This window comes from Bradyrhizobium sp. 2S1 (assembly GCF_011516625.5).
GTDB lineage: Bacteria > Pseudomonadota > Alphaproteobacteria > Rhizobiales > Xanthobacteraceae > Bradyrhizobium > Bradyrhizobium septentrionale.
In genome coordinates this window covers 7,635,094-7,660,297 of the sequence record NZ_CP147717.1, presented here as the reverse complement: position 1 = coordinate 7,660,297, position 25,204 = coordinate 7,635,094, and the positions used below count along the sequence as shown (strand labels likewise).

23 protein-coding genes and 3 pseudogenes are annotated in these 25,204 nt (G+C 59.0%); 10 read left to right on the top strand and 16 right to left on the bottom strand.

Annotated elements, in window-relative coordinates:
• The first annotated feature begins 44 nt into the window (after positions 1–44).
• Positions 45–392, top strand: a complete 348-nt coding sequence (locus HAP54_RS36200) for a hypothetical protein (protein ID WP_166295265.1) — start codon at positions 45–47, stop codon at positions 390–392.
• A 609-nt stretch (positions 393–1,001) separates the two neighbouring features.
• Here HAP54_RS36200 and HAP54_RS36195 read toward each other — a convergent pair.
• On the bottom strand, positions 1,002–2,789 hold the full coding sequence (locus HAP54_RS36195) for a metallophosphoesterase (RefSeq protein ID WP_166295263.1): 1,788 nt from the start codon (positions 2,787–2,789) through the stop codon (positions 1,002–1,004).
• Between the two features lie 225 nt (positions 2,790–3,014).
• Positions 3,015–3,902: a hypothetical protein gene (locus tag HAP54_RS36190; RefSeq protein WP_166295261.1), complete on the bottom strand. Its 888-nt coding sequence runs from the start codon at positions 3,900–3,902 to the stop codon at positions 3,015–3,017.
• Between the two features lie 128 nt (positions 3,903–4,030).
• On the opposite strand from HAP54_RS36190, the gene HAP54_RS36185 reads away from it, so the two are divergent.
• Positions 4,031–5,184 (top strand): IS3 family transposase gene (locus tag HAP54_RS36185; RefSeq protein WP_166295259.1). Its coding sequence is split into 2 segments (ribosomal slippage): positions 4,031–4,280 and positions 4,280–5,184, totalling 1,155 coding nucleotides; the frame shifts between segments, so codons are not numbered across the junction.
• An 11-nt stretch (positions 5,185–5,195) separates the two neighbouring features.
• Here the strand turns inward: HAP54_RS36185 and HAP54_RS36180 are convergent.
• Positions 5,196–6,419 (bottom strand): hypothetical protein, encoded by a 1,224-nt coding sequence (locus tag HAP54_RS36180; RefSeq protein ID WP_166295257.1) that lies wholly within the window; start codon positions 6,417–6,419, stop codon positions 5,196–5,198.
• A gap of 259 nt (positions 6,420–6,678) precedes the next feature.
• Between HAP54_RS36180 and HAP54_RS36175 the strand changes: the two genes are divergently transcribed.
• Positions 6,679–8,022 carry an IS1380 family transposase gene (locus HAP54_RS36175; RefSeq protein ID WP_166295255.1) on the top strand — a complete coding sequence of 448 codons (1,344 nt, stop codon included), beginning with the start codon at positions 6,679–6,681 and terminating at the stop codon, positions 8,020–8,022.
• Positions 8,023–8,193: 171 nt separating this feature from the next.
• On the opposite strand, the pseudogene HAP54_RS36170 reads toward HAP54_RS36175, so the two are convergent.
• The 3 genes and pseudogenes from HAP54_RS36170 to HAP54_RS52640 form a co-directional block, all read right to left on the bottom strand.
• A pseudogene (locus HAP54_RS36170) lies at positions 8,194–8,304 on the bottom strand (resolvase); the annotation flags it as partial.
• A 719-nt stretch (positions 8,305–9,023) separates the two neighbouring features.
• A complete protein-coding gene (locus HAP54_RS36165) occupies positions 9,024–9,650 on the bottom strand; it encodes a hypothetical protein (protein WP_166295253.1) in 627 nt (208 codons plus the stop codon).
• Positions 9,611–9,862, bottom strand: a complete 252-nt coding sequence (locus tag HAP54_RS52640; RefSeq protein ID WP_224741623.1) for a DUF6074 family protein — start codon at positions 9,860–9,862, stop codon at positions 9,611–9,613. Before HAP54_RS52640 ends, HAP54_RS36165 begins: the two co-directional genes overlap by 40 nt.
• Positions 9,863–10,260: 398 nt before the next feature.
• On the opposite strand from HAP54_RS52640, the gene tnpA (HAP54_RS36160) reads away from it, so the two are divergent.
• The 3 genes from tnpA (HAP54_RS36160) to tnpC (HAP54_RS36150) all read left to right on the top strand — a co-directional run bounded on the left by tnpA (HAP54_RS36160) (position 10,261) and on the right by tnpC (HAP54_RS36150) (position 12,692).
• Complete coding sequence (gene tnpA, locus HAP54_RS36160) at positions 10,261–10,662, top strand: IS66-like element accessory protein TnpA (protein WP_166202958.1); 402 nt, start codon at positions 10,261–10,263, stop codon at positions 10,660–10,662.
• Positions 10,659–11,009 carry an IS66 family insertion sequence element accessory protein TnpB gene (gene tnpB, locus HAP54_RS36155; protein ID WP_166202960.1) on the top strand — a complete coding sequence of 117 codons (351 nt, stop codon included), beginning with the start codon at positions 10,659–10,661 and terminating at the stop codon, positions 11,007–11,009. Before tnpA (HAP54_RS36160) ends, tnpB (HAP54_RS36155) begins: the two co-directional genes overlap by 4 nt.
• A 99-nt stretch (positions 11,010–11,108) precedes the next feature.
• Positions 11,109–12,692 carry an IS66 family transposase gene (gene tnpC / locus HAP54_RS36150; RefSeq protein ID WP_166215215.1) on the top strand — a complete coding sequence of 528 codons (1,584 nt, stop codon included), beginning with the start codon at positions 11,109–11,111 and terminating at the stop codon, positions 12,690–12,692.
• Here tnpC (HAP54_RS36150) and HAP54_RS36145 read toward each other — a convergent pair whose 3' ends face one another.
• The gene (locus tag HAP54_RS36145) at positions 12,693–13,130 is read right to left on the bottom strand and encodes a hypothetical protein (RefSeq protein WP_166202962.1); all 438 of its coding nucleotides are present in this window, start codon (positions 13,128–13,130) and stop codon (positions 12,693–12,695) included.
• A gap of 817 nt (positions 13,131–13,947) precedes the next feature.
• On the opposite strand from HAP54_RS36145, the gene HAP54_RS36140 reads away from it, so the two are divergent.
• From HAP54_RS36140 to HAP54_RS36130, 3 genes are all read left to right on the top strand, one after another.
• Positions 13,948–14,778, top strand: coding sequence for a hypothetical protein (locus HAP54_RS36140; RefSeq protein WP_166295251.1), 831 nt, complete (start codon positions 13,948–13,950; stop codon positions 14,776–14,778).
• A 1,057-nt stretch (positions 14,779–15,835) separates the two neighbouring features.
• On the top strand, positions 15,836–16,123 hold the full coding sequence (locus HAP54_RS36135; protein WP_166295249.1) for a DUF992 domain-containing protein: 288 nt from the start codon (positions 15,836–15,838) through the stop codon (positions 16,121–16,123).
• 303 nt (positions 16,124–16,426) lie between these two features.
• Positions 16,427–16,573: a hypothetical protein gene (locus HAP54_RS36130; protein WP_166295247.1), complete on the top strand. Its 147-nt coding sequence runs from the start codon at positions 16,427–16,429 to the stop codon at positions 16,571–16,573.
• Between the two features lie 250 nt (positions 16,574–16,823).
• On the opposite strand, the gene tnpC (HAP54_RS36125) is transcribed toward HAP54_RS36130, so the two are convergent.
• The 5 genes from tnpC (HAP54_RS36125) to HAP54_RS36105 all read right to left on the bottom strand — a co-directional run bounded on the left by tnpC (HAP54_RS36125) (position 16,824) and on the right by HAP54_RS36105 (position 21,661).
• Positions 16,824–18,451 (bottom strand): IS66 family transposase gene (gene tnpC / locus HAP54_RS36125; RefSeq protein WP_414646163.1). Its coding sequence is split into 2 segments (ribosomal slippage): positions 16,824–17,408 and positions 17,411–18,451, totalling 1,626 coding nucleotides; the frame shifts between segments, so codons are not numbered across the junction.
• Between the two features lie 46 nt (positions 18,452–18,497).
• Positions 18,498–18,692, bottom strand: coding sequence for an IS66 family insertion sequence element accessory protein TnpB (gene tnpB, locus HAP54_RS36120; RefSeq protein ID WP_166295245.1), 195 nt, complete (start codon positions 18,690–18,692; stop codon positions 18,498–18,500).
• 33 nt (positions 18,693–18,725) lie between these two features.
• Positions 18,726–19,724 carry a group II intron reverse transcriptase/maturase gene (gene ltrA, locus HAP54_RS36115; RefSeq protein ID WP_339156915.1) on the bottom strand — a complete coding sequence of 333 codons (999 nt, stop codon included), beginning with the start codon at positions 19,722–19,724 and terminating at the stop codon, positions 18,726–18,728.
• A gap of 146 nt (positions 19,725–19,870) precedes the next feature.
• Positions 19,871–21,000, bottom strand: a protein-coding gene (locus HAP54_RS36110; protein ID WP_166204126.1) for an IS3-like element ISRj2 family transposase whose coding sequence is annotated in 2 segments (ribosomal slippage) — positions 19,871–20,748 and positions 20,748–21,000 — 1,131 coding nt in all. Because the reading frame shifts where the segments join, the coding sequence is not laid out codon by codon here.
• 139 nt (positions 21,001–21,139) lie between these two features.
• Positions 21,140–21,661, bottom strand: a complete 522-nt coding sequence (locus tag HAP54_RS36105; protein ID WP_224741625.1) for a transposase — start codon at positions 21,659–21,661, stop codon at positions 21,140–21,142.
• Here HAP54_RS36105 and HAP54_RS36100 point away from each other — a divergent pair.
• A protein-coding gene (locus HAP54_RS36100) for an IS3-like element ISRj2 family transposase (RefSeq protein ID WP_166204126.1) occupies positions 21,621–22,750 on the top strand; the annotation gives its coding sequence in 2 pieces (ribosomal slippage) (positions 21,621–21,873 and positions 21,873–22,750; 1,131 coding nt in all). The genes HAP54_RS36105 and HAP54_RS36100 overlap by 41 nt on opposite strands.
• A 146-nt stretch (positions 22,751–22,896) precedes the next feature.
• On the opposite strand, the pseudogene HAP54_RS36095 reads toward HAP54_RS36100, so the two are convergent.
• The 4 genes and pseudogenes from HAP54_RS36095 to tnpA (HAP54_RS36080) form a co-directional block, all read right to left on the bottom strand.
• Positions 22,897–23,571: pseudogene (locus HAP54_RS36095) on the bottom strand (IS630 family transposase); the annotation flags it as partial.
• A 31-nt stretch (positions 23,572–23,602) separates the two neighbouring features.
• A pseudogene (locus HAP54_RS36090) lies at positions 23,603–23,806 on the bottom strand (group II intron reverse transcriptase/maturase); the annotation flags it as partial.
• A gap of 561 nt (positions 23,807–24,367) precedes the next feature.
• Positions 24,368–24,586, bottom strand: coding sequence for an IS66 family insertion sequence element accessory protein TnpB (gene tnpB / locus HAP54_RS36085; RefSeq protein WP_166294299.1), 219 nt, complete (start codon positions 24,584–24,586; stop codon positions 24,368–24,370).
• Positions 24,583–24,978 carry an IS66-like element accessory protein TnpA gene (tnpA, locus tag HAP54_RS36080; RefSeq protein WP_166202956.1) on the bottom strand — a complete coding sequence of 132 codons (396 nt, stop codon included), beginning with the start codon at positions 24,976–24,978 and terminating at the stop codon, positions 24,583–24,585. Before tnpA (HAP54_RS36080) ends, tnpB (HAP54_RS36085) begins: the two co-directional genes overlap by 4 nt.
• Positions 24,979–25,204 lie beyond the last annotated feature (226 nt).

The following is a 25,204-nucleotide window of genomic DNA, read 5'->3' as shown; positions in this document are numbered from 1 at the left end:
GGGTGGCGCCTGGAGCCGCTACAATCTTAGAGTGAGGGCAAGATATGAACAAGACAATCGAGAAGAGCATCACAGACGTAGCATCGGCCGCCCAAACCATCTCGGCAAACTACACGTGGTACCTGAACGCGTACCAACTGCACGGCAATCTGTGGTTGTCCTGGTCGACAACCGCCCCCTTCAGGGCTCATCAGGGGCAAATCATGGTCTATTCGACCCCGAGTTTTCCTTCCAACCCGCAAGACAACGTCAAGGTATGGCATTGGGATAGCGACAATTCGGGCGGATGGGATACAGGTTTGCCGTGGGGGAGCGACTGGTATTGTGCGTGGAACGCACAAAGAAGCCCGAACGGGCCTTATGCCTACGCCGTGCAGTTGATCACGAAATAGAGCCGGTAGACGCCGCGTATCGAGGATTCGCTGCCGACAGGCAAAAGCGTGCGGCAGCGAATTATCAGATGGAAGCCGTTCCGGCGGCATCCGGGGCTTGGTCGTCCGATGTGGAGCGCCCGCCAGAATGACGTTTGGCGCGCGGCCCAGCCTCATGTAGCAACCACACCAATTACCCGCCGCAACCGGGTAGAAAGGCGAGTAATGGGGGGCGAGCCCCCAAAGATTGTGCCAGAGCGCCCGTGGTTGACTTCGTCGGTACGGTAGCCCTTCGGCCGCGAGGCCGGCAGCCCATTTCTGTCGGCCAATCTGTCGGGAAGAGCTACTTCTAACACCAGCTAAGTGTTGGGAGGCGGCGATGATCTAACGCAACGCCTCCAGCCTTTCTTGTCGAACTCGACCCGGGTGCCCGCCGGCGGCCGAGGCGGTTGGGCTAGCAGACCGTTAATCAATCGGAATTCGGTTCGTCGCGTCATCTCTTACCCAAATGCCCCCGCAGCGTTTCCGCGAATTCAGCATTGATCACGCAAAGCGCGCAAAGAGCTTATTCTCGGACCCACCGCCTCCGCCCGGCAATATTGCTTATCATTCAAGAAGCCGCGCTGAGATCTACTGTTTCGAGATGACCTCGTGCCGAATCTCGACATCGCCAGAGGATAGTCCGTCCGCCGCAGATATGGTGATTAGTGGCTCGATAAGGTGCGGATCCATTCGCCTGGTAGGCTCAAAGTGCGACGGAGACGCTAGTCCTCTATTTTCATTACGCCGCCAACCGCCTCGCGAGGGCACACTGTCGATGCCTATGGGAAACACAGTAATTTCATTTCCCCTTATACGTAGTCTCAAGAAACTCCTGTACCCATCGAGCTTCATCGCGCTGAATGCATCATTGTGATTTCGATCGGCGTACTTACAGGTAAGCTTTAGGTAAAGGCCAAAGATCAAGCTCGCGATCCTCGCTCCAATCGGAATAATCGCCGCCGCCAGGAGCGGCAACCATACGAACCAAGGAATTTTCCATGATGACAACCCGGCCAGCCAAAGAGCGGCGCACGCGAAAAACCAAATAACAACTGAGTGCGCGAGGGCCTGGGCGACAGAATAGGCTAGTGTTTCTCCGCTGAATTTTTCTTCCTGATACCGCGAATAACCCCAAAGGATAACACCAAGGAGAAGCGGCACCACGAGGAACATTTCCCAGGCAGGCGCATAGGTGATCGCGCTAGCGAATATCCAGTAGAGCGTCGATAACGTGTATCCGAATTCCTTGTTGTTTTGGAAGAACTGCAAATCACCGTTCAGCAACTCTCTGCTCAGCTCCTTCGAGGGGTATACGTGTTTCAATTTCAGGGCCTGTGGCGTGCGTTTGAGCCAGGGAGCGGCGATTGCGTCCTTCAGCCCGTGCGTTCCGTGGAGAAATGCACCGCCCCCGCCGGACGTTATGAATTGGCCGTCCTGCCCCTCGTACCTTGCGTAATGATGTGAATCTCCTGAAATGATGAGCGGTATCCTTAGATTTCTTTCCGCATTCTTCGCGATGCTGGCCGCGTAGTCTAGCGTGCGAAAGGAATCACCCTCGCGTTCGGCTTCATACCAGCCAGGCTCCGCACTACACAGAATAATGTTGGCGCCGGACGGCATATTGGTAGCTGCATCAACGAAATAGTCGGCCTGCGGCTGATCCATATCCCGAACGAGGGCAATGTCTATTCCCCATACCCACCAGTTCTCCGCCACTTTCGCAGAGAAATAGCTGCGCCTCTGCCGCGTCCGCCAATTGCCTATCTTGGAAGCTTTCGTCCTACAAAAAATCGCAAGAAAGACGACCAATCCGTCATACCAATCGTGATTTCCGGGCAAGGCAAATACGGGAGGACCGTCTTTTTCGAACGTGTCCGGCCACGCCATCGAGTAGGGTTTTCGTAGTTGGTTGTTGTAGGAGTCACGTGACGCCGTTGGATATACTGCGTCGCCGCCCATGATGAGCGCGCTGGCGCGCGGGATTAGCTCAGTATACCCGCGTATCTCCAAGTGCGGCTGCGCTAGCAGATAAGCCATGGCGTAAGTCGCATCGAATCCATCACCCAGATCTGCGATGTAATCAATCCACACGTCCCCATCGTCTCGCTGGGTCTCCTTCGTGACGTCGGTCCAATCGCGACTTTCGCTGGGCGACTGTTTATCGAGGGCTGCGTGCACCAAACGGCGATCGGCATACTGACCGAACATTTGCGATACTATGACGTTCAAGAGAAGTTTGAGCAGAAGTTTGGGTTCGAACCATCCGGTCATGCCGGGGAATTTGGCGAGGTGCTCGGCGCAGAGATCGTTAAGATCGAGGCGCATAATTTTCTTCAGGCTCAATGCCTGCTCACTTTCGTCTGCCCCCTCATTCATCGAAGCACCTCAGAAGCTTTATGGTTACCGTCGAACGCCTCCACACAGTGAAGGGTGAAGGGAAGCTCTTCAATCTGGGCGGCCAAGATAGATCCACATTCTCCAGATGATCATTTGACACAACCCAAAATGCACGAACTGCGCGACAGCGAATTTGCTTGCAAAAGAGACGAATGTCCGCACGGAATTCTGAGGAACGTCCATGCCGGAGCGTCGCTCCTCTTCTCAGAGCGGACCCGCCACCTTCTGCTCGCGTTTGATCCAGCCTATTTGGTCACGATACTGGACGAACAACCAATCGCCCTTTCGCAATAGCATTCGAGATCCGGCAGAATTGGCAAAGCTCTTGGGCGGTTGGCGTTTATATCCGTCTGACGGGCCCGCATAAATCGCGTTGCTGGCGCTCGTTGAGTTGCTGGCGCTCGTTGAAAGGCCCAAAGGAGTCGACGACGTATAAACGTCAGCCGTTTTAATTTCCCTCAGAATCGATTGGGCCGTGCTCGCGTCCCCTCCGAATACAACAGCAGCAGCTTGGGCCAAATGCAAAGGATTGGAGGGATAAGGCTCTAATGCACCCGAAATCGAGTCAATTACTTGCTGAAAACTGCTTTTGGCCGCAGCGTCATTCTTTATTTTTTCTCTCTCGACGATAGCCCTCGCATACCAAAGCATTGCTTCGTAAGCTTTAGCGCTTTCTCCAAGAGCGGCTTTGTTTATCCAGCGGAAAGCAGCCTTGAAGTCTCCGCCGATAGCAGCGGCAATGGCTGTGCCTTTCTGGTCGCCCTCGGGAACGTCGAGCCATTCAACAATCCTACCGTAGTGGAAGAACGATGCGGCGATGGCAAGTCGCTCTCTTTGACTGCTTGAGAGCTGATCTTGCCTCTCTACCTGTTCGCTAAAGAGGTTGCCAAAGTGATCAACTGGAAGGTTTCGAACAAAGCGAGTTGCCTCCGTCCGAACTGGAAGATCTTCTGATTTCAGAAGATCGAAAACGACTCTGTAATCGCTTGAACTCAGCAATGGTAACGACTTAAAAAAATCTCTCTTGTTGGATCCGGTCGGCTGCCAATACACCGCGTTTGCTTCAAGACTGTTGTTGATAATGGCATTCACGGTGAATTTAATTGCGCGCGAACGCTCAATGACATTGGAGCTACTCTTTACAAGCGGCCAAACATAGCTGAGCTGCTGCCGGTTTGATGGACACCGAGATTAGGTGTTTCATGAAGCCGGAGGTGGCGATGAAAAGACGGAAGTTCAGCCGCGAGTTCAAGGTCGAGGCGGTCAAGCTGGTGCGGGAACGTGGGGTGTCGGTGGCGCAAGCTGGCCGTGACCTGGATGTTCATGAGAATGTTCTCCGCAAATGGGTGAAGGAGTTGGGCTCCGACCCGGCGCAAGCCTTTCCCGGCCACGGGCAGATGAAGCCGGAGCAGCAGGAGATCGAGCGGCTGCGCCGTGAGGTCGCCAAGCTGAAGGCCGAGCGGGATATCCTAAAAAAGGCCGCAGCCTACTTCGCGAAGGAAGCGACATGAAGTTCGCCTTCGTCGCGAAGCACCGGACGATCTGGCCGGTGGCATGGCTATGCGATGCGCTGGGAGTGTCGCGGTCGGGCTTCCATGCCTGGCTGAACCGCTCTCCCAGCGCCAGATCCCGCAGCGACGAGGAGCTCGGCGGCAAGGTCAAGGCCAGCTTCGCCGCCAGCGACCGCACCTATGGCGCACGCCGGGTGTGGCGTGACCTGCTCGCCGACGGGGCGGATTGCGGCCTGCACCGGATTGAGCGGCTGATGCGCCTGCAAGGCTTGCGGGCGCGGCCGCGACGTCGGCGCTTACCGAAGGACAGCGGCGATCGACAGCTCGAGACCGTACCGGCGAACCTCCTTGACCGGCAGTTCGCCGCCGAGCGGCCGAACCAGAAGTGGATCGCCGACTTCACCTATCTCTGGACGGCCGAAGGCTGGCTCTATGTCGCAGCGGTGATCGACCTGTTCTCACGCCGCGTGGTGGGCTGGTCGATGAGTGCCTCCATGACGGCACAGCTCGTGACGGACGCATTGTTGATGGCCGTCTGGCGGCGCGGCAAGCCGGATGCGCTGTTGCATCACTCCGACCAGGGCAGCCAGTACACCAGCGAGCAGTTCCAGCGCCTGATGGCCGACCACGGCATCGTTTGCAGCATGAGCCGCTCCGGCAACGTCTGGGACAACGCGGCGATGGAGAGCTTCTTCTCCTCGCTCAAGACCGAGCGTACGGCCAACAAGATTTATCAAACCAGAGATGAGGCACGCGCCGATGTGTTCGACTACATCGAACGATTTTACAACACGACCCGCAGGCACTCGACCATCGGCTATCTCAGCCCGGTTGAGTTCGAGCGCAAGGTGGGATTAGCTTAAGCGGGTGTCCATCAAACCGGCAGCAGCTCATAGCAGTGCAGATTGCCCCACTGCTTATACAACTCCTTGCGCTCGTTCGCATCGAGATCATCTCCTACCATGAACTTGTCCAAGCTAAGACGTTGTGCATCTGTAGCGCCACATCCGCTTACCTGTCGCGTCGGCTTTGCCACCTCAATCGTTGAAGCTGTTTTGTTTAAAGGTGAACTACTACCATTCGCCCGCGCCTTCTCACCTACTGACAATTCGCCATTCACCACTTCGGGCTGCTTCGCGACAGATTGTTCAGTGGGTGGAGCCGAAGTCTCCACGACGTACCAGAGCTCTTGACCAAAGTAGCCCTTCAGTCGTGATACATAGAACGGAACAGATACTCGGTCTTCAATTAACGGCCCATGACCGTCTAGACGGCTTCTTCCCTTGAGACACATCACATCGCTTGCGGCTGCACCCTTTTTGAGGGCCTCCTCCACTTCTTTGAAGAAGTTTGGGTTGAACTCAAGTTCGTATCGCAGCGGCTCCGATTCAATGAGCTGATATTTTCTTACCCCCGAACTTGGGGGGAGTCCAAGCTCGGCTCCTATCGTGCAACTCCATGCAAATTCGAATTTCTGAGTGCCATCCAGGTCCAAGCGGTAGAACTGCAAGACGACCTTGAAGCCATCTTTTGATTTATCCCTCGCTCCAAATCTGAATTTGAGATCTCGCGTTGTTCCCTCGTTCGCCCGTTCTACGGTTGTCGTAACGGAGGTTGAAGTGGTGTCATACAGCCCAATGTACTCGCGCTTCTTGTTCGCTCCATTATGGACAACCGATATGGAACCGGACGCGGGAAAACGCTTGAGAATGATGGCGTGCTTTGCTTCGCATTCGGAGGGTTGAGAAAAATGGGCGATCGCAAACCCGAGGAGAGCTCCGGCTATCCCGCCCGCTGCTCGCATCCTAGCCTTCTCGCCGAACAGTGGGAGATTGCCATCTATGACAATTGTACCGCCCAAAATCAGGCCAAGGGCACCGAAGACAAAAGGATAGACCAACTTGATAATGAAGTAGTCATCACAGGCCGCTAGTTGAGGCGCGAAATATAGGACGACGATGAAGATGAAGAGCAACGCGGCAATGGGTATGATCACTCCAAGTACAACGTTACCCCCGGCGCCAGCGCCTATTTGTCCTTCGTTGGTTGGTGGTAGGGGATTTGTGCCTGTAACCTGAGCGGGATCCTGATTTGCCAATTCGGCCTCCCCACTTGAACAACAATAAAAAGATATCCTCAGCGGGAATGGCGAGTGTGTATTAGCAACGCAGGTTATGCAACCACTAATTGCTGGAGCTTGACAACAGCCATGTTACGCCCGAGCTGCCCGAGCTAGCCCGTCTTATTCGTCAGAGTGCGCCTGAGAGGCTGGCGAGCGTGGTGTAAAGCGCTGATGCGGCGTAGGATTCGGTTGCGAAGCCAACCCCATCACCTCAACCGCGAACGCCACGCCCGCCATGACCGACGATACGATTCTGCCCTTCTCGTTTCCAGCCGTTCACGCCAAGAAAGTCACAGCTGCCTTCGATGGCGGTCGGCTGACCTCGAACGGGGGCGTGATGCTTCTGGCGCTGGCCGAGCGGCGTCTCGGCTTGGCCGACAATTTGGCCCGGGTGTTCCCGGATCGGCGCGATCCGACGCGGGTCGTGCACAGCCTTGTCGATATGTTCCGCGCGCGCATGTTCGCGATCTGTTGCGGCTACGAGGACGCCGACGACCTCGATCATCTGCGGTCCGATCCCGCATTCAAGCTGGCCTGCGGACGGCTGCCGGACACGGGTCGCGATCTGTGTTCCCAACCGACGCTGTCGCGGCTGGAGAATGCTCCGCGCCTGCGCGACGTGATCCGACTGACCTACACTTTGGTCGACGCATGGATGGATAGCTACCCGCGCGAGCCGGCATCCGTCACGCTCGACATCGATGATACCTGCGATGTCGTCCACGGCCATCAGCAGCTCTCGCTGTTCAACGCTCATTATGACGAACGCTGCTTCCTGCCGATCCACGTCTACGACACGGAGAAGAGCCGGCCCGTGGCGGTCGTGCTGCGGCCCGGCAAGACGCCGGGCGGCGTCGAGGTGCGTGCCCACCTGCGCCGCCTGATCCGGCATATCCGGACGCGGTGGCACAACACGCGAATTACGTTCCGTGGCGACGGGCGCTATGCTCGGCCGGAGGCCATGACGTGGTGCGAGACCAACGGCATCGACTACATCTTCGGTCTGTCCGGCACCAAGCCGCTCGCCAGAAAACTCGACGAGGCCGCCGACGACATCCGCACGCGACGCGCCATCGAGAACCTGCCGGTTCTGCGCGGCTATACCGAGACGCGCCACAAGGCCAAGTCCTGGGATCGCGAACGGCGTACCGTCGCCCGTATTGAGGCGACGATGCTCGGCCTCGACATCCGTTTCGTCGTCACCAGCCTCGATGTCGGCTCGGCCGAGTGGATCTACGACAGCCTGTATTGCGCACGCGGCCAAGCCGAGAATCTGATCAAGCTGCATAAGACACAGCTCGCCTCCGATCGCACCAGCTGCCGTTCGGCGCTCGCCAATCAAGTCCGCCTCGTTCTCCACACCGCCGCTTATTGGCTGATGCTGACCGTGCGCGACGCGATTCCCAAAGCCCGGGAATTGGCCACAGCCGAGTTCGCGACGCTGCGTCTTCGTCTCTTGAAACTCGCTGCCCGTGTCGTCGAGACCACGAGCCGCATTCGCCTTGCGTTTGCCGCGGCATGTCCCGAAGCCGACCTGATCCGCGGCTTGCCAGGCGCGCTGCTGCCGCTCGGTCCTTGACCGGCGGGGCGTCCGCCCCCCGTTCGCCCAACCTACACCTCAAGCGCGTTGCAAAGTACCGGTCGTCTGGCGGTGAAAAGCCGAAGGCAATCCCGCGCGCCTCGTCAGAGCAGATGTGCGGCCACATCAATCGGACCAAAAAAACGCACTCTCACGAATAGGACGGGCTAGCCCCTCAGCGGCGGCGAACCGGGCGATAGCCTCCTTCTGGGCTTCGATACCCAAACCGCTCCTGCCCTGCTTCCCGGTCGATACTCGGATGCAGCTGACGATTGGTCTCATGGTCCCGTTCCTGCCTGCCCGAGCAAGAACTATACGGTCGTTTAGAAATTGGGTATTTGGCGATAGCTACGACGGCAAACAGGCATGCGAAGATTCCGAGCTTACTTTCGGAATTAGTTGAATAACCTTTTTGTCAGGTTTCTTTGCGCCGCGGCATTTTTTGCCTGCCTTCGGGCCCCTGGGCCAATGCATGGTCGTAACGACCGAACCGAACTGCGTACCTGTCATATGTTCGCGACCGCATCCACTTTGGCTTTGGCGGCATGGCCGTGTGGGTTACACAGTCCTTGTGAGCTAGAGCCATTACGATCTTTTCTTTGCCGCGGTGAGCCCGATCTGTCCAAGACCCGATTTGGGTGATGTACGCGACGGACTTTCCCCAACCCCGCCTGCTGCGGAATTCGGTAGCGCCAGGCGGGCGCCAAAGGACGGACGCTTTCTGCCTTGTCGCTGGACAAACAAAGTATCGTTGGCATCCACCGAAATGACGACTTTCGGAAATGACTTCAAAACGCTGTTTTTTTCCTTCTATATCGACTTGGATCCACCCCTGATGACCAATCAGGTTCGAGGATATTTTACCGATTACGACGTCACCCGGAGAACTGCCCCAGCTAACGTTTCCGAACAGGGTCAGGTCTCCAAATCGGACCGTGCCCCAGCGAGCAAGCAGATTGATGTTTAGACTGAGCCCCTGTTCGAGGCAGGCACGTTTCCGCCTAGGCAACATAACGGCCCCTCCCCGATATATCGAGAGTCGTATGGGTTTCCCCACCATGGCCTGTAGGCTGGGTTTCCCCACTATGCTTTTCCGGTTTTCGGTGCGGGTTTTCCACCCCAACATTCATTATTTTCCCACCTTGGGGTTTTAATTTTCGCAAGCTCGCAGTCCTCGCTGATTTTGCGAGTAGTTCAGCTTCCGAAATACTGTCGATCCGCTTCCATTCGTTGGTGCCATAAGTTCGAACGTCCTTGCTCGACCGGTAAGTCAGGCGAAATAAATTTGGCAACCTCCATTCCGCATTGCCGGCCCGCCCCTTTCGCGTTATTTCCAAAAATCCGAGCGCTACGAGTTCGCGAATAGCAGGAGCGATTGCTTGTCTGTCTATCCCGAATTCCTGAAACTGGTCATATGTAACCGGTAATTTTCCGTTATCTACACCTCCATGATGCGCAAGCTCGATCTCTAGCCTATCAAGTATCCGACGAGCGGACAGGCTTAAAACTCGGAAGGCTGGGGACTCCAGCATTTCGATAGTACGAGCCGCAAATTGCCCGCCTATTTTTGTTCGGCGCTCTCGGTTCTTCATGTACAACCGCCGGGTAAATCTTGCTTCGTCACCCACAATGCCGCCCGTATGGCCGCTTCCATGGCTATCGTCTCAAAAGCGATTTGACGTTCAGCGATCCCCTTTCGGCGCATAGATTCGGCTTGGCAACTGACCTGCTGTCGAATGTACCGTTCACCGGCCACTGTGTTTAGTTCGGCTACTCGCGTCGCCTGTCGACGAATGAAGGCTCGTCGTCGGACAATTGGGAAAGCGATTATGTCAGCCATCGGGATTCCCCAAGGCTCGCGTCTGCGGACGTGGCCCCGATCGGGCACCAGGTATTGGCTTTGATTTTTTCGATGCTTTGGCAGGTGTCGCGCGGGGCCATTGGTTGTTCGCGGGCAGTCCCCCCTTGGTCTCGAAATAACGCATGGGCGGGCCGACCGCCGACGAGGGAAAGGGCTTCCAGGGCGCAAAGCAGGTCTTCGACTCGTCTACGGTGAGGCTCGCTGCGATCCCGAGACGCGCCCGCAACGCAAACGTTGACGCGCCAGTCCTCGTGAGCGTCATGCGGAGACCACGCGCTGAGGGTTGATCTGGTCGGCTAGGAAGATCTCGCGGAATGGTTTGTCGCGAGGTCACAATGTCAAAGGATAGTCGTAAGGATAGCGATAAGGATAGGCATATGCCTATCCTCGAACACGGCGCCGACACGCTGCAGCGTGTCGAGATCATCACCGGGACGGGCCGACGTCGGCGCTGGTCGACCGATGCGAAGGCGGCGATTGTTGCGGAGAGTTTTGCGCCGGGTGCAAGCGTGTCCGCAGTGGCGCGGCGACACGACATCAGTCCAAGCCTGTTGTTTCTCTGGCGTCGCCAGGCTACGCGGGCGCAGGTCGCGGAGCGCGGGGACAGAGGCATGCCACCTGGCTTTGTGCCGGTCGCGATCACCGGCTGTGGGCGCCCGAGTGAGGAGCAGGCGGCGATCGAGATCGAGGTCGGCGCGATTCGCATCCGTGTCAGGGGGACAGTCGACCGGGAGGCACTGTGCGAGGTGCTGGCGGCGGTCGGGACGGTTGGTCGATGATCGGGCTTCGAGCTGGGTTGTCGATCTGGATTGCGACGCAGCCGGTCGATTTCCGCCGCGGCATGGACTCGCTGGCGATGCTGGTGAGCGAGGCCTTTGGAGCCGATCCGTTCGACGGCGGACTTTATGTCTTCCGCTCCAAGCGCCGAGATCGCGTGAAGATCCTGACTTGGGATGGAAGCGGCCTTGTCCTTTACTACAAAAGAATCGAGGGGCAGTTCACCTGGCCGCCGATCAAGGAAGGCGTCATGTCGCTATCTCATGCTCAGCTCTCGGTGCTGCTCGATGGCTCGGACTGGAAGCGTGTGCCGATGCGAGTTGTGGATCAGCCGATGCGAGCTGGTTGATCATTATCAAGAGTCGTTCGTCACTCATGCGGAGTTGTTGTAGAATCGCTCTGCATGAGTGATTTGCCTTCCGATCCAGCATTGCTCCGACAAGCCGTGATGACGCTATCGTCACGGCTTGCGGCGTTGTCGGAGGAATGCAGCACGCTGGCGACCGAGCGTGATGCAGCGATCGCCCAACGCGACGCTGCGATCCAGGAGAACGACAAGCTCCTGATGATCCTGTCCCAGTACAAGCGCACGATCTTCGGTCCGCGCTCCGAGACACTGGATATCGGACAGCTGTCTCTCTTCACCATCAGGGCACAGGCGGTTCGTGCCGCCGCCAACGACGACGTGACCGGAGGCAGGCTGCCTGACGGAGCGGAGGGCCGTGGAAAGCGACCGGCGCGACGCAACCGGGGGAAGCTTCCGGAGCATTTGCCGCGCATCGATGTCGTGATCGATATCGAGAGCCACATCTGCCCTTGCTGCGGCGAGCAGCTGCACAAGATCGGGGAGACCGTCAAGGAAGCCTTCGACGTCATTCCGATGCAGTACCGGGTCAAGCGCATCATGCGTCCACGGTACGGCTGCCGGGGATGCCGCCAGGGTGTTCTGCAGGCACCCGCGCCGGCCCAGGCGATCGACGGTGGAATGGTGACGGAAGCCTTGCTGGCCCACGTCGCGGTGATGAAATACGGCTACCAGCTGCCGCTGTATCGCCAGGAACAGATGTTTGCCGCCCAAGGCATCACGCTCGACCGGCAAACGCTGGCCTCGTGGATGGGCCGCGTCGCCTGGTGGCTGAAGCCGCTTCACGCGCTGTTGCGCCGCGCAGTGATGTCCTACCCGCGGCTGTTTGCCGACGAGACGCCGCTGCCAGTTCTCGATCCCGGCCGTGGCAGAACCAAAGTCTGCCAGTTCTGGGCGATCGCCACCGACGACCGCCCGTGGGGCGGCCCGGCGCCGCCGGCAGTAGTCTACGTGTTCGCCGAGGATCGCAAGGCAATCCGCGCCAGGCAGCTGTTTGGAGACTACGACGGCATCCTGCAGGTCGACGGCTACGCCGGGTACAAGGGGCTGATTAAAAACGGCGGCCGTCTGGTACAACTGGCGTTCTGCTTCGCGCATGCGCGGCGGAAGTTCTGGGACGTCCACATCGCGACGAAATCGCCGATTGCCGCGGAAGCGCTGCAGCGGATCGCGATGTTCTACGCCATTGAGGATCGCATTCGCGGTTTGCCGGCGACGCAGCGAGCTGCGGTGCGACAATCCGACACCAGACCGCTGATCGAGGACTTCAAGCCCTGGCTCGAGGCGCGACTGCTGGAAGTCTCGAAGAAATCCGGCCTTGGCAAGGCGATCCGCTACACCCTCAACCATTGGGATGGCCTGACGCGATTCATCGATGATGGGCGCATCGAGATCGACAGCAATACGGTCGAACGCAGCATCAAGCCGATCGGGCTGGGAAAGAAAAACTATCTGTTCGCAGGCAGTGAGGGCGGCGCCGAAACCTGGGCCACTCTCGCATCACTCATCAACTCCGCAAAGCTTCACGACATCGACCCACGGCACTATTTTACTGATGTTCTCGAGCGCATCGTCTCCGGACGTACCAAGATCAATCAGCTGAACACGCTGCTGCCGTGGAATTGGAAAGCCGAGCGCGATGGTTCGGAGCCAAAGCTCGCCGCTTGATCAGTTCGACGGCACGGCGTCGGGAACTTCCTGCGCATCGCTGGCGTCGTCGTAGATCTCTTCGCGGATCACGCGCAGCGTTACCTCGTGCAGATACACTTGCAGCGCACCCTCCAGCTCGGTGAACTCGGGCAGCAGGACTCGATCAACGAAGCCCCGTGACGCACGGACCATCACCGTGTTACGTCGCTGTCGGCGATAACGAAACGGCCGCAGCCCATATCGGCGGCAAAGCGCCAGAAACAGGTGCCGAGACCACTGGTCGGGAAGTGAGAATTGCTGTTCGATCGGTGGATCGTGGCGAGCAAGTTCCTCGACCCGGGCCCGCACCCGCTGCAGCGCGGCTTCCGCTGCAAGGCGCTCACCAGCAGTTCCGGCCCCCACGAACAACGCCTCGATCTTCCGAAGCTTCTCGCGCAGCTGCGACTCGCTGGTCATTCTGATCCCCGTTGCCCGCTCCGAACCGGGATCAACCCATCACCGCGCGCCGGCGGCGTCAATCATCCCGACCGCGCTATCCAGAGCATTCCGCGCAAGTCAAGCCCAGGCACCCGTGATCCTCTCGTGACGCTCACCAGTCCTCCATCCTTCGAGCCAGCTCTTGGGATCACAACCTAAGGCGATAAGAATTCTTGCCGCGTCCAAAAAGGGCTGCCGACTAGACATTACTAGAATTGCCCGGTCGGCCAGCTCAGCTTTATAGCGACCCTTGCGGTCAATCGGCAGCAGTAGGATTTTGATTATTGAAGGTTCAGAAGCGTTTAGTGAGCCACCGCTAGGAATAGCTTTTAGATTACAATTGGGCTCTTTAGCGAGGTGAGCCACTCTAAGTGATTGATCTACGCTGCCATTTTCGTCCTGCCGGGATCGCCAGCCATTTCAATGCGATCCGCTCATGGCATCGACCCTGCAATTTGGGCTGTGCTGGAAATTTCAGCGTCCCAGATCCGTAAGAACGCCGCCGGGCGTGTATTCGTAGCACTCTCATCGGCGGTCGAGACACCAATCGGCCCACGTCTCATCACGATTTTCCTCCGGACATGAACACAGTTCCACCTCGGGGCCGCGCTTAAAATCGCGGGACAGTTCAGGAGGGGCGAGCGTATAAAGGAAGGATGATGTGATGCGCAGGCTGCATGCTCATCGTTGGGAAGCTTAGGCTGCAATACCCACCGGCGTCCCGTTGAATGTTAGCTCACCGAAGGGCGGATCTGCTCTCAAGGCGGGTGCCATTGCATTTGATACGGAGCACCAAATGGATTCCACGCTGGACGACAAGGTCGCGGAAGGGCGGCTCACGAGCTTGGAGCAGCAGCTTTTGAACCTCGCGCGCGAAGCGGGAGTCAGTCCTTCAGGCCCACCGATCGGCGTGAAGCCGCTTCGCGCGCCGCGGGCAACGATTCATCAATTGGCGGATTGGCGACTGCCGGCTTTTGTCGGTGCTGTGTTGGCAGCCTCCATCGGTGGCGCTGCTTGGTGGTGGGTGTCCTCCGCCGATACGGCGATGATGCCCCCCTCAAAATCCACACCCCTGACACAAGCCGGGCCGAAAGACGTTGCGCCGACTGCCGTCGCACCTTCTTCCGACTTGGCGCAGCAGCTTCAACCGATGGCGCGCGATCTTGCTGCCTTAAGGCAGGTGGTTGAACAGCTTCAGGTGAGGCAAGAGCAATTGGTCCGCGACAATGAAAGCGTAGCGAGTCAACTCAAGGCGAGCCAGGCAGAAACGGCACGCAACAACAATATCATCGACCAGATAAAGGCGAACCAGCTTCAGATGGCGCGAGAAAGCGAGACAGTCACCGAGCGGCTCAACGCAAGCCAGGAACAACTGGCCCGTGTTCTCGCCAACGCTTCAGAGCCAAGGGTGATGCCTGAAGAACCAAGGGTGATGCCTGAAGAGCCAGGGGTGATGCCCGAAGGGGCAAAGGTGAGCCCCGAACAGCCAAGGGCAATCCCCGAAGTACCGATGCCGCGTCCGCGGCGATCGACCAATGTTGCCCAGACGCACAAGCCGGCGCCACCTCCGGCACGGCCGCGAACCAACAAACCGCAACCATCGGCATTTCCATGGTCAGTGCGCTAGAACCATGACGATTGCAGACGAGCATGATGCAGTCCCGGTGCAGGCCAAGGCTTGTCGGCGCATGAACGAGACGCCCCATAGTGCATGGGCGATCGGGTATTTGATTTTGCTGAATGTCAGAAATATTTCTGTTCGCGGGTTGCCAGGTTCGACTCCTGCCAGGATCGCCACCCCTCCCCGCCCTGAATGAAACCATTTTCCAGAAGCCGCGAAGCTGGCCGGAAACAAAGGCGGCCTAGCCTGCCAGCATTGGACCAGAGGGGATTCGGTCATGTGGGATTTCATCAACGAATTGTATCGGGATTTTTGCCTGGCGCGCCTGCAGGAGATGCGGAAGCTCGAGCATCACGGCTGATTGGGCGGCGTATGGACAACGATCAGCCGCTGGCCGGCGCCATTCTGACGGCGATGGTGATTGCCGCGGTCGTGTGGGCACCCCTTGGACCTCCGCCAGTGCACGAGAAGGTCAGTCACGAACACCAGGCGACCGCCGGACGCTAGAGCCCGTATGACTACGGATCGCTCGAACCTTGGCCCCGGCCTTGCTGACATAACCCTACTGGGATTGCGGGCCCAGATTGAAACAGGGCGCCGCCGGGACAAGCCATTTCGAGCCCGGCGGCGTATTTTCTCGGGACGCGCGCATTGTCGGTGATCCGAACGGCGTGGCGGCACGCCACGGCCGATCCCTGGCCTTTGCTCTATTGCTCCCGTCAGCTGCCGAGCGCTGGCTTGCTCGCGCATTCATCCCGATCATCGCTGACGCGCAACGAAGGTCAGTTGGCAGCCGAACCGCTAGCGGCGCCTTCTAAGGCCCTCTTAACCACAAGCGCAGGACGCGCGCGGGGCGATGGCGCGATTGCGCACCCATTCGCGTTGTACGGCACCATGCGTAGAACGGGTCATCTGATCTTCTTCGCCGCCTGTGGCGCGGCCGTCTTGGCTGCGCCGATCCGAACCGCCGATGCACAAGAGGTGCAGGTCGGAACGCTTGCGTGCCGGGGTGGCCCCGACACGGGGTTCATCGTGGGCCCGATCACCAATCTCGAATTGCGTATTGCACGTCGATAGCGCGCCGGACAGTCGCTTCGTTGCGGCCATCAGGAATCTCGGCGTGTTCATCGGCGATCAGGACGTCGCATTGACCTGGAAGGTGATGGGACCAGTGCCGTGGCTCGGCAGCGACGATCTCGCCGGTGGCTACACCCACCCTAGCGGCGCCCGCGTCAATGTGCTGGCCGGCGGCACCAATTCCCCTGTTACGCTGACTCCGTCGAACGAGCACAATGGGGCGGCCCAGCCGGTGAGGATCGAGAGCCTGGAGATACGGCCGATGGATCACTGATCACCGAGCGCGCGACCGCCAAAATGCACAACGCCGCCCGCTTGAAATATATGCGGACGGCGTTGGCCCTAGCCCCAGGAAGGTGATGCAAAATCCTGACGGCGCCAAGTATGTACAATTTGTGCCAAAGGCGCATGTCCCAAATTGGCTATCACGGGACGCCCGGAATGGAACTCGTTGCCCGGGAAACGCGCAATTGCGCCTCTGTGCGGTCCCAAGCGCGATGCAGCGGCTTCGGCGCGTCCGTTCATGTGAGAGGCTTCACAACGGTATCGCAGACCGGGTGCTACACTGCAGGAATTCTTGCAGACATTTTTTCTGACCAGTTTCATGGCGAGACTTTTGACGGTTGCGGCAATCGCGCTTGCTGTTCTGGCGATGGTGCGAGGCCAGCCGAACACATTTGTTCCACTACCGACGAAGCCGATGCCGGCCGTTCTCATTCCGTGATGTCATGGGCCATATCGAACAGGCAATGTGTCTCATGCTGCTCTGTGGCTGGCTGAGTTCTTGTCCCGGATGGGCCTTCTACGAGATCGAGCTGTGGCGATATCGGCAGCGTGACGAGCTGACCTCGTTCGTAACGCAATGAAGTTCGTCGTACCGCAGCCTGGAGGTACGCATACGACGGAGGCCGCCTGATTGACGCATGCGCGCGGGCACGGCGAGGTCTATGATGGCATTGGGTGAAGGGTGAAGGTCAGGCGGCCTGCTGATTGGCTGGCTTGTCGGCCTGGCGCAGGAGCTTCCATTCCCAGGGCAAGAGCTCGTGCAGACGCGATGCGGGATGATCGGCGATACGGGCCAGGACGTCGGCGAGCCAGGCCTTGGGATCGACGTCGTTGAGGCGACAGGTCGTGATCATCGTCAGCATGATGGCGGCACGGTCGGCGCCGCGCTGGCTGCCGGCGAAGGTCCAGTTGCGCCTTCCCAAGGCGATGCCCCTCAATGCGCGCTCAGCGCAATTGTTGGTCAAGCAGATCCTGCCGTCGTCGAGGAAGCGGGCGAAGCCGTCCCAGCGCCTGAGCATGTAGTTAATCGGCTTCAGGACCTCGGAGGAACGCGAGAGGGTTTCGCGCTCGCGGAGCAGCCAGGCATGCATGTCCTCGAGAAGTGACTTACTCTGTTCCTGGCGAGCGGCACGCCGCTCGCCGGCACCGCGGCCGTTGATGGCGCGCTCGATCTCGAACAACGTATCGAGGCGTCTGACAGCCTCCAGCGCGATCGGGGAGACCGGTTTGCCTTTCTTGCCTTCCCGAGCATTTTTCTCGATATCAGCCAGCTCGGCAGCGCCTTCTTCTGCGGGTCGAACAGCGGCTCGAAGCCGCTGTAGCAATCCGCCTGCAAGATGCCGGCGAAGGCGGCCAGATGTCTCTGTGGATGCTCGCCTCGTCGGTCGCTCGAGGCGTAATAGACCGCTGCCGGCGGCGCAGGCCCGGCGAACGGCCGGTCATCCCGCACATAAGTCCAGATCCGCCCGGTCGTGCACTTGCCCTTCGCCAGAATACGGATGGTGGTGTCGTCGCCATGAAGGCGCTCGGCAGCGAGCACGTGGCGTTCGATCAAGTGGAAGAGCGGCATGACGGCGAAGGTCCCGTGGCCGACCTGGTCGGCCAGCGTCGACAACGGCAGGTCGATCCCCTCGGCCTTAAAGCGCGCACTCTGGCGGTTGAGCGGGATATGCATGCCGAACTTGTCGAACAGGATCGTCGCCAGCAATTGTGGGCCGATGAAGCCGCGCGGCGTGGCATGGAACGGCGCGGGCGGCTGGCTGATCTTCTCGCAATCGCGGCAGGTGAACTTCTCGCGTACCGTCTCGATCAGCTTGAAGCGGCGCGGGATCTCCTCCAGCGTCTTGGTCACATCCTCACCGATCTTCGCCAGCCGCGATCCACCGCAGCAGGCGCAGGTCGTTGGAGTCTCAATGACGACGCGCTCGCGTTCGATATCGTCAGGCCATGGCTTGCGCACCGGCCGCTTGCGCATGAAGGGGCGGACGTTCTGCGTCTTCGCCGCTGCGGCCTGTGCGGCAAGCTCATCCTCGCTCGCCGTGGTGACGAGTTCTTCGAGCTCCAACTCCAACTGCTCGAGCAGCCGTGCCGAGCGCTCGGATCGCTGCCCGTGCAGTTCGCGTTTCAGCTTCTCGATGCGCAACTCGAGATGAGCGATCAGCGCCTCGGTATCCGACAGTTTCGCCTGCGCATTCGCGGCTTGCGCCTGCCAGTTGGCGGCCTTCGCCTCGGCTTTCTGTCGCGCCTCACGCTCGGCCTGCAGCGCCGCCAGGGCACTGACAAGGTCCGATGGAAGATCATCCGGCTTCGATATCATGGAGCCATTGAATCAGATCGAGCCGCAGATTCAAACCGTAAAACGACTATCCGACCCGCGTCGGACGCTGGGTTTCTTGAGGGTTGCGCCAATCGATCCCGGACAACAGATAGCTCAACTGCGCCGGAGAGATCGTTACCGATTCACCAGCAACCGATGGCCAGATGAACCTGCCTCTCTCGAGTCTTTTGGTGAACAAGCAGGCGCCCTGGCCATCGTGAGTCGGCCCCGGGGGTTGCACCCGGAGCCGCTCTCCGAACCGTACGTGACGCTCTCACGTCATACGGCTCTCAACAAGTAACGAGGCAGAACTCAACATCGCCCAATGAGCGAACAGCTTCGGCCTGCGGCAGCGGATCAATCTGAGCCAGGTGGAGGCTCTGACTTTTCCATTCTTCAGCCCTTTGTATTTGCGTCGCGCCCAGCGGTTAAGAGATTCGTCGACATATCGATACAGGTTGTGCATTTCTGACCGCCCATATCTGCCGTAGTACTGCCTCCATCCACGAAGGACGGGGTTCAGTTCCAAGGCAATTGCGTCGACTTCCGTCTGCGAGCGAAGCCTGAGGCGGAGCTGCCGGATCGTCATACGCATAGACGTCATCGCCGCCCTGCTGACCGCTGGCGAGAACGTACAGAAGTTTTCTTTCTTCTGATGGTTTCTTGCCCTGCGCGGTCGAAAGGTAAATCCCAGAAAGTCAAATGACTGACTGGCATGGCTACCCGGGCGATTGCTGTCTTTGCAGTAGACGATCTTGGTCTTGTCGGGATGCATTTCGAGTTCGCATTCCTTAAACCTTGCTTGCAGCGCCGCCTTGATGGCTTCCGCTTCAGCCTTGGTTCGGCAATGAACGAGCCCGTCGTCCGCGTATCGACACCACGGCGACTGCGGGAAGTTCCGCGCCATCCATGTATCGAACGCATAATGCAAGAACAAATTGGCAAGGACGGGACTGATCACGCCGCCTTGGGGTGTGCCCCGGTCGCGAGCGGTGATCGCTCCGTCTCTGTCTTGCATCGGCGCTGTTAGCCAGCGTTCGATGTAGAGCAGAGCCCATTCGTCTTGCACATGCTTCCTGACGGCCTTCATAAGCAACTTGTGGCTGATATTGTCGAACAGGCCTTTGATGTCGAACTCCAGCACCCAGTCCATCCTCCAGCACCGTTGCCGGGTGACGCCGACGGCGTCCAGCGCGGATTTTCCGGGCCGGTAGCCGTAGGAATCGGGAAGGAAGATTTCCTCGAGTGCTTGTTCAATCTGCAGCTTGACGATAGAGCTGGCGCCGGTTGTTTGGACAGCGCCCCGCGGGATTTAAGTGGATTCCTGCCGGGTTATGCTGAACGCGGGGCCTTACGATTTTGTCGTTGCGTCGGGAGGGCGTAGCCCGACCAGAGCGACGACAAAATCGTCGGCGACGGTCATGCGGCCATCACCATAGCTTGCGTGCCGAAGTAAGCCTCGTCGGGCGTGCGCCCGTCAAGGCTCGAGTGAGGGCGTCCCTGATTGTAGAAGGCCAGATACTTGGCAATTGACGCTCGCGCCTCGGACACGCTGTCGTAGGCGCGGAGATAAACTTCTTCGTATTTGACCGTGCGCCAGAGCCGCTCGACAAACACGTTGTCGCGCCAGGCGCCCTTGCCGTCCATGCTGATGGCGATCTTCGCGTCCAGCAGCACATCGGTGAACTCGAGGCTGGTGAACTGGCTGCCCTGGTCCGTGTTGAAAATCTCGGGCCTGCCGTGCTTCGCCAACGCCTCCTGGACCGCTTCGACGCAGAAGGCCGCCTCCATTGTGATCGAGACGCGATGGGCCAGGACCCGTCGGCTGAACACATCGACGACCGCCGCGAGATAGACGAAGCCACGCCGCATCGGAATGTAGGTGATGTCCATTGCCCACGCCTGGTCGGGCCGCTCGATCTTCAATCCGCGCAACAGGTACGGGTAGATCTTGTGACCCGGTGCCGGCTTACTCGTGTTCGGGCGACGATAGACCGCCTCGATCCCCATGCGCTTCATCAGCGTCGCGATGTGGCGGCGACCGGCGTATACGCCCTCCCGCCGCAGCAACGATCGCTGCATACGCGCTCCCGCGAAGGGATAATCGAGATGCAGCTCATCGAGCCGACGCATCAAGGCAAGGTCCTCGGCCGAAACTGGCCGAGGTTCATAGTAGACCGTGCTGCGAGCCAGCTTCAGGACCTTCGCCTGGCGCACGATAGAAAGATCATGACCGCGGTCGATCATCGCTTTGCGCTCAGCAGGCCCGCCTTGGTGAGCGCGCCGGACAAAAAATCGTTTTCCAACGCCAGCTCGCCGATCTTGGCATGTAACGCCTTCAAATCGACCGGCGTCTCGGCCGACGCCTTGTCATGCCCAAACACGCCGGCGGCGCCTTCCAGGAGCTGGTTTTTCCAGATCGTGATCTGGTTCGGATGAACATCAAACAGTTGCGCCAGCTCCGCCAGCGTCTTGTCGCCTTTGACCGCAGCCAAAGCAACCTTCGCCTTGAATGCCGGAGAATGCATCCGGCGGCTCTTCTTCGTCATCTTCGCTCCTGATTCGCGGCAAGAATCCTCGCCGCTGTCAGGCAGAAAATCCACTCAAGCTACTGTCCGAATTTGCGGAGCCAGCTCTGACCGTTTGCGCCACGCGATCTGCTACTGTCGGCACACCTAGTACCCAGAATCAGAGCTGAGTGATACGGCGGCCTTTGAAACGGCGTTGACGGACCTTTTTCTTGGTCCAGACGAAGGGCTCGGCTCTGTCGTTGTATGCGTTGACGTAGGCATCGATGTGCTCCTGAAGCTGCGTGAGGCTTGTGAAGGAGGTGCCGCTGAGCGACTGCCCCTGCAAGATCGAAAACCATACCTCGACCTGATTGAGCCAAGACGCACTTGTCGGCGTGAAATGAAATTGCACGTTGGGGTGGGCCTTGAGCCAATGCTCGTTCTTCTTGTGGGTGTTGAGGTTGTCGAGGATGACGTGAAGCTTCCGGTTCGGAAAAGCCGCGGTGACGCTGTTCATGAAGTCGAGAAACTCGACGCGGCGTCGGCGTTTTGAATGCGCCGCGATGATCTTAGAGCTGGCTCCGCAAATTCGGACAGTAGCTTGAGTGGATTTTCTGCCTGACAGCGGCGAGGATTCTTGCCGCGAATCAGGAGCGAAGATGACGAAGAAGAGCCGCCGGATGCATTCTCCGGCATTCAAGGCGAAGGTTGCTTTGGCTGCGGTCAAAGGCGACAAGACGCTGGCGGAGCTGGCGCAACTGTTTGATGTTCATCCGAACCAGATCACGATCTGGAAAAACCAGCTCCTGGAAGGCGCCGCCGGCGTGTTTGGGCATGACAAGGCGTCGGCCGAGACGCCGGTCGATTTGAAGGCGTTACATGCCAAGATCGGCGAGCTGGCGTTGGAAAACGATTTTTTGTCCGGCGCGCTCACCAAGGCGGGCCTGCTGAGCGCAAAGCGATGATCGACCGCGGTCATGATCTTTCTATCGTGCGCCAGGCGAAGGTCCTGAAGCTGGCTCGCAGCACGGTCTACTATGAACCTCGGCCAGTTTCGGCCGAGGACCTTGCCTTGATGCGTCGGCTCGATGAGCTGCATCTCGATTATCCCTTCGCGGGAGCGCGTATGCAGCGATCGTTGCTGCGGCGGGAGGGCGTATACGCCGGTCGCCGCCACATCGCGACGCTGATGAAGCGCATGGGGATCGAGGCGGTCTATCGTCGCCCGAACACGAGTAAGCCGGCACCGGGTCACAAGATCTACCCGTACCTGTTGCGCGGATTGAAGATCGAGCGGCCCGACCAGGCGTGGGCAATGGACATCACCTACATTCCGATGCGGCGTGGCTTCGTCTATCTCGCGGCGGTCGTCGATGTGTTCAGCCGACGGGTCCTGGCCCATCGCGTCTCGATCACAATGGAGGCGGCCTTCTGCGTCGAAGCGGTCCAGGAGGCGTTGGCGAAGCACGGCAGGCCCGAGATTTTCAACACGGACCAGGGCAGCCAGTTCACCAGCCTCGAGTTCACCGATGTGCTGCTGGACGCGAAGATCGCCATCAGCATGGACGGCAAGGGCGCCTGGCGCGACAACGTGTTTGTCGAGCGGCTCTGGCGCACGGTCAAATACGAAGAAGTTTATCTCCGCGCCTACGACAGCGTGTCCGAGGCGCGAGCGTCAATTGCCAAGTATCTGGCCTTCTACAATCAGGGACGCCCTCACTCGAGCCTTGACGGGCGCACGCCCGACGAGGCTTACTTCGGCACGCAAGCTATGGTGATGGCCGCATGACCGTCGCCGACGATTTTGTCGTCGCTCTGGTCGGGCTACGCCCTCCCGACGCAACGACAAAATCGTAAGGCCCCGCGTTCAGCATAACCCGGCAGGAATCCACTTAAATCCCGCGGGGCGCTGTCCAAACAACCGGCGCCAGCTCTCTTTCCGGTGGCGACTTCGAGCGCCGCAAACAATGTTGTGGTGCCATGCCGCTTGTAATCGTGGCTCTGGCCGGTCAAGGCGCGGCCATTGGGCAACTTCAGATAACCCTGCGCTCGCTCCAAAGCCTGGATCGAGGGCTTCTCGTCCACGCACAGCACAATGGCCTTCGCGGGCGGGGCGACATAGAGGCCGACAACATCGGCGGCTTTGGCCGTAAAGTTCGGGTCGTTGCTCTCACACCAGGACTTACGAGCCGCGAGGTCAATCTTGTGGCTGCGCAGGAACCGCCAGACATATTGGACGTCAACATCGCCCAGCGCCCCGGCCAGCAGGGGCCCGGTCCAGCGTGCGAACCCGTCCGGCGGCGGCTTGTCCAGCAGCTTCAGAATCCGCTTGTCGGTGGCCTTCGTATAGATTGGCTGCTTGCCCGGTCGCGGCTTGTCTTGCAGCCCTTCAAGGCCTTGGTCGGCATAGCGATGCCGCCAAAGGCTGACAATCCGCGGCTGGACCCCAACTTCCTTGGCGATCGACCGAGTGCTGCGTCCATCCGCCGCCAACAGAACTATCCGCGCCCGCTTCAAATCGCGCTGCAACGTCACCGGGGAGCGGCAACACGCCTCAAGCACCTTGCGATCTTTCCTCGAAAGGTGGACTTCTCTTGCTTCGGGTATCATCCCGACCTTGAATCACGACTCACGCTTTAAGAACAGTAGGTACTAGAATGCGTTGCCCGCCGTTCTTCTTGGGAATGGAGACAGCCCGAACGGCAGGTGGAAAGTAGCTGCCAGAAGACATTCGATTCCAGACCTTGTAAAGGTTGCCCTTCAAGTCCTTCTCAAAAGCTTCGAGCGACACCTTATCCACGCCGGCCGAGCCCGCATTGGCTTTGACCAATCGGTAGGCCTTCATCACTGTCTGCTTGTCGATATCGTACTGCTTACGTCCGGTTACACTCACATGTCCTCCTGCTCATCACAGTTGCATATGGGAGCAACCCACTTGTTTCGGCCCCTTCGCTCCAGTCCCATTACAGCACCTTCATCACTACTACGAGCCGATCCGCCCCAGTGTTGTGCTTCGGTACTCTCGTCTCGCGGTGTGCGCCGCTTGAACTTCTCCCTTGGCATCACAACGACTGGTTCCTGCAGTTCTCTACAAGAGCCTGTATCCAGATCGCGTCCCCTAAACGCCGGTCGCCATCCGCGCAGTAATCCAGGCGCCTCACGGATTGATCTCAGGGATGGCACGCGCCCCTGATTTTGGCGACGCCTTAGTAATTTTCGACGCGTCATCGGAAGATTCGCTTTCGCTCGCCTTCTGGATACTTACCTGCCCCGTACACCCGGGACTTTTGCAACACTTGCTCATGACCGCGCCTTTTAAGCGAAGCCACAGTGTCGTGGTTTTGCATCTGCGCCTGAAACGCCGATGCAGGAGGGCCATCCTCCATCTCTCATAAAGCTGTACGCATTAAATTCGGTTATTCACCTCCTTCATGCTCTGCAGCACACCGTGCCAAATGACCTTCAATAGATCACCGCGTTTGCCCCGGAAGCAGAAAAGACCGCCGCCCATGGCGTCGCGCTTGAGCACTTCCTGCACGCGCAGAGCCAGGCTCGGAAAGCCGCACCGCATGTCGGTATGGCCCGTCGCCAGCCACACCCGCACGCCCGTCGGGATCGGGATCATCGGCGCGCCAGGCCCCGAGCAATTCGAACGACCGCCTCGATATCCGCACCGGGGCCGAAGACCACGCGCAGCCCCTGAGGGCTCACGATTTCGATCTGACCTGTCTCGACAGCTTCCGTCGTTGGCGGCGTACTTGCCGCAACTATCGCAGGGACGAATGTCGGGCCGATCGAATCCTCTTCGGCCGGATCATGACAGGTCCAAGCCTTGCGCCAGCTCAGCAGAAGCTGACGTGATATCCCATACCGGCGAGCCGTCGCCGACACCAGTCGTGGCCCCGAGAAGCTCTCCTCTACGATTCTGAGCTTCTCCGCACGCGTCCAGCGTCGCCGCCGACCGGTCTCCACCAAATCCATGCGGCTCAGCACCGCACTGTCCTTATGTCCGTCCATAAGGACAGTCAGCTACAGATCGGAAAAACTCGCAAGACGGCCGCCCTCGGACGGATACATTCTTCCGTAGTTCTCCGTGCGTGAACAAAGTTCCGATCGCGCTCGAGAGGCATGCTCGGTGCGTCGCCGGTTCCAATTCTCACTGTGATCGCTCGCGCCGCTTCGCGATTTCTTAATCGGCAATTGCTTCCTCTGGGAGATTGCGAGCGCCCGCGCTGTTCATCGA

What these genes read in the sequence shown, in the direction of transcription:
- HAP54_RS36200 (WP_166295265.1), top strand. Translation starts at nt 45, where the DNA reads ATGAACAAGACAATCGAGAAGAGCATCACAGACGTAGCATCGGCCGCC.
- HAP54_RS36195 (WP_166295263.1), bottom strand. Translation starts at nt 2,789, where the DNA reads ATGAATGAGGGGGCAGACGAAAGTGAGCAGGCATTGAGCCTGAAGAAA.
- HAP54_RS36175 (WP_166295255.1), top strand. Translation starts at nt 6,679, where the DNA reads ATGACCGACGATACGATTCTGCCCTTCTCGTTTCCAGCCGTTCACGCC.
- HAP54_RS52640 (WP_224741623.1), bottom strand. Translation starts at nt 9,862, where the DNA reads ATGGCTGACATAATCGCTTTCCCAATTGTCCGACGACGAGCCTTCATT.
- tnpA (WP_166202958.1), top strand. Translation starts at nt 10,261, where the DNA reads ATGCCTATCCTCGAACACGGCGCCGACACGCTGCAGCGTGTCGAGATC.
- tnpB (WP_166202960.1), top strand. Translation starts at nt 10,659, where the DNA reads ATGATCGGGCTTCGAGCTGGGTTGTCGATCTGGATTGCGACGCAGCCG.
- tnpC (WP_166215215.1), top strand. Translation starts at nt 11,109, where the DNA reads ATGACGCTATCGTCACGGCTTGCGGCGTTGTCGGAGGAATGCAGCACG.
- HAP54_RS36145 (WP_166202962.1), bottom strand. Translation starts at nt 13,130, where the DNA reads ATGACCAGCGAGTCGCAGCTGCGCGAGAAGCTTCGGAAGATCGAGGCG.
- HAP54_RS36140 (WP_166295251.1), top strand. Translation starts at nt 13,948, where the DNA reads ATGGATTCCACGCTGGACGACAAGGTCGCGGAAGGGCGGCTCACGAGC.
- tnpB (WP_166294299.1), bottom strand. Translation starts at nt 24,586, where the DNA reads ATGATCCCGATCCCGACGGGCGTGCGGGTGTGGCTGGCGACGGGCCAT.
- tnpA (WP_166202956.1), bottom strand. Translation starts at nt 24,978, where the DNA reads ATGGACGGACATAAGGACAGTGCGGTGCTGAGCCGCATGGATTTGGTG.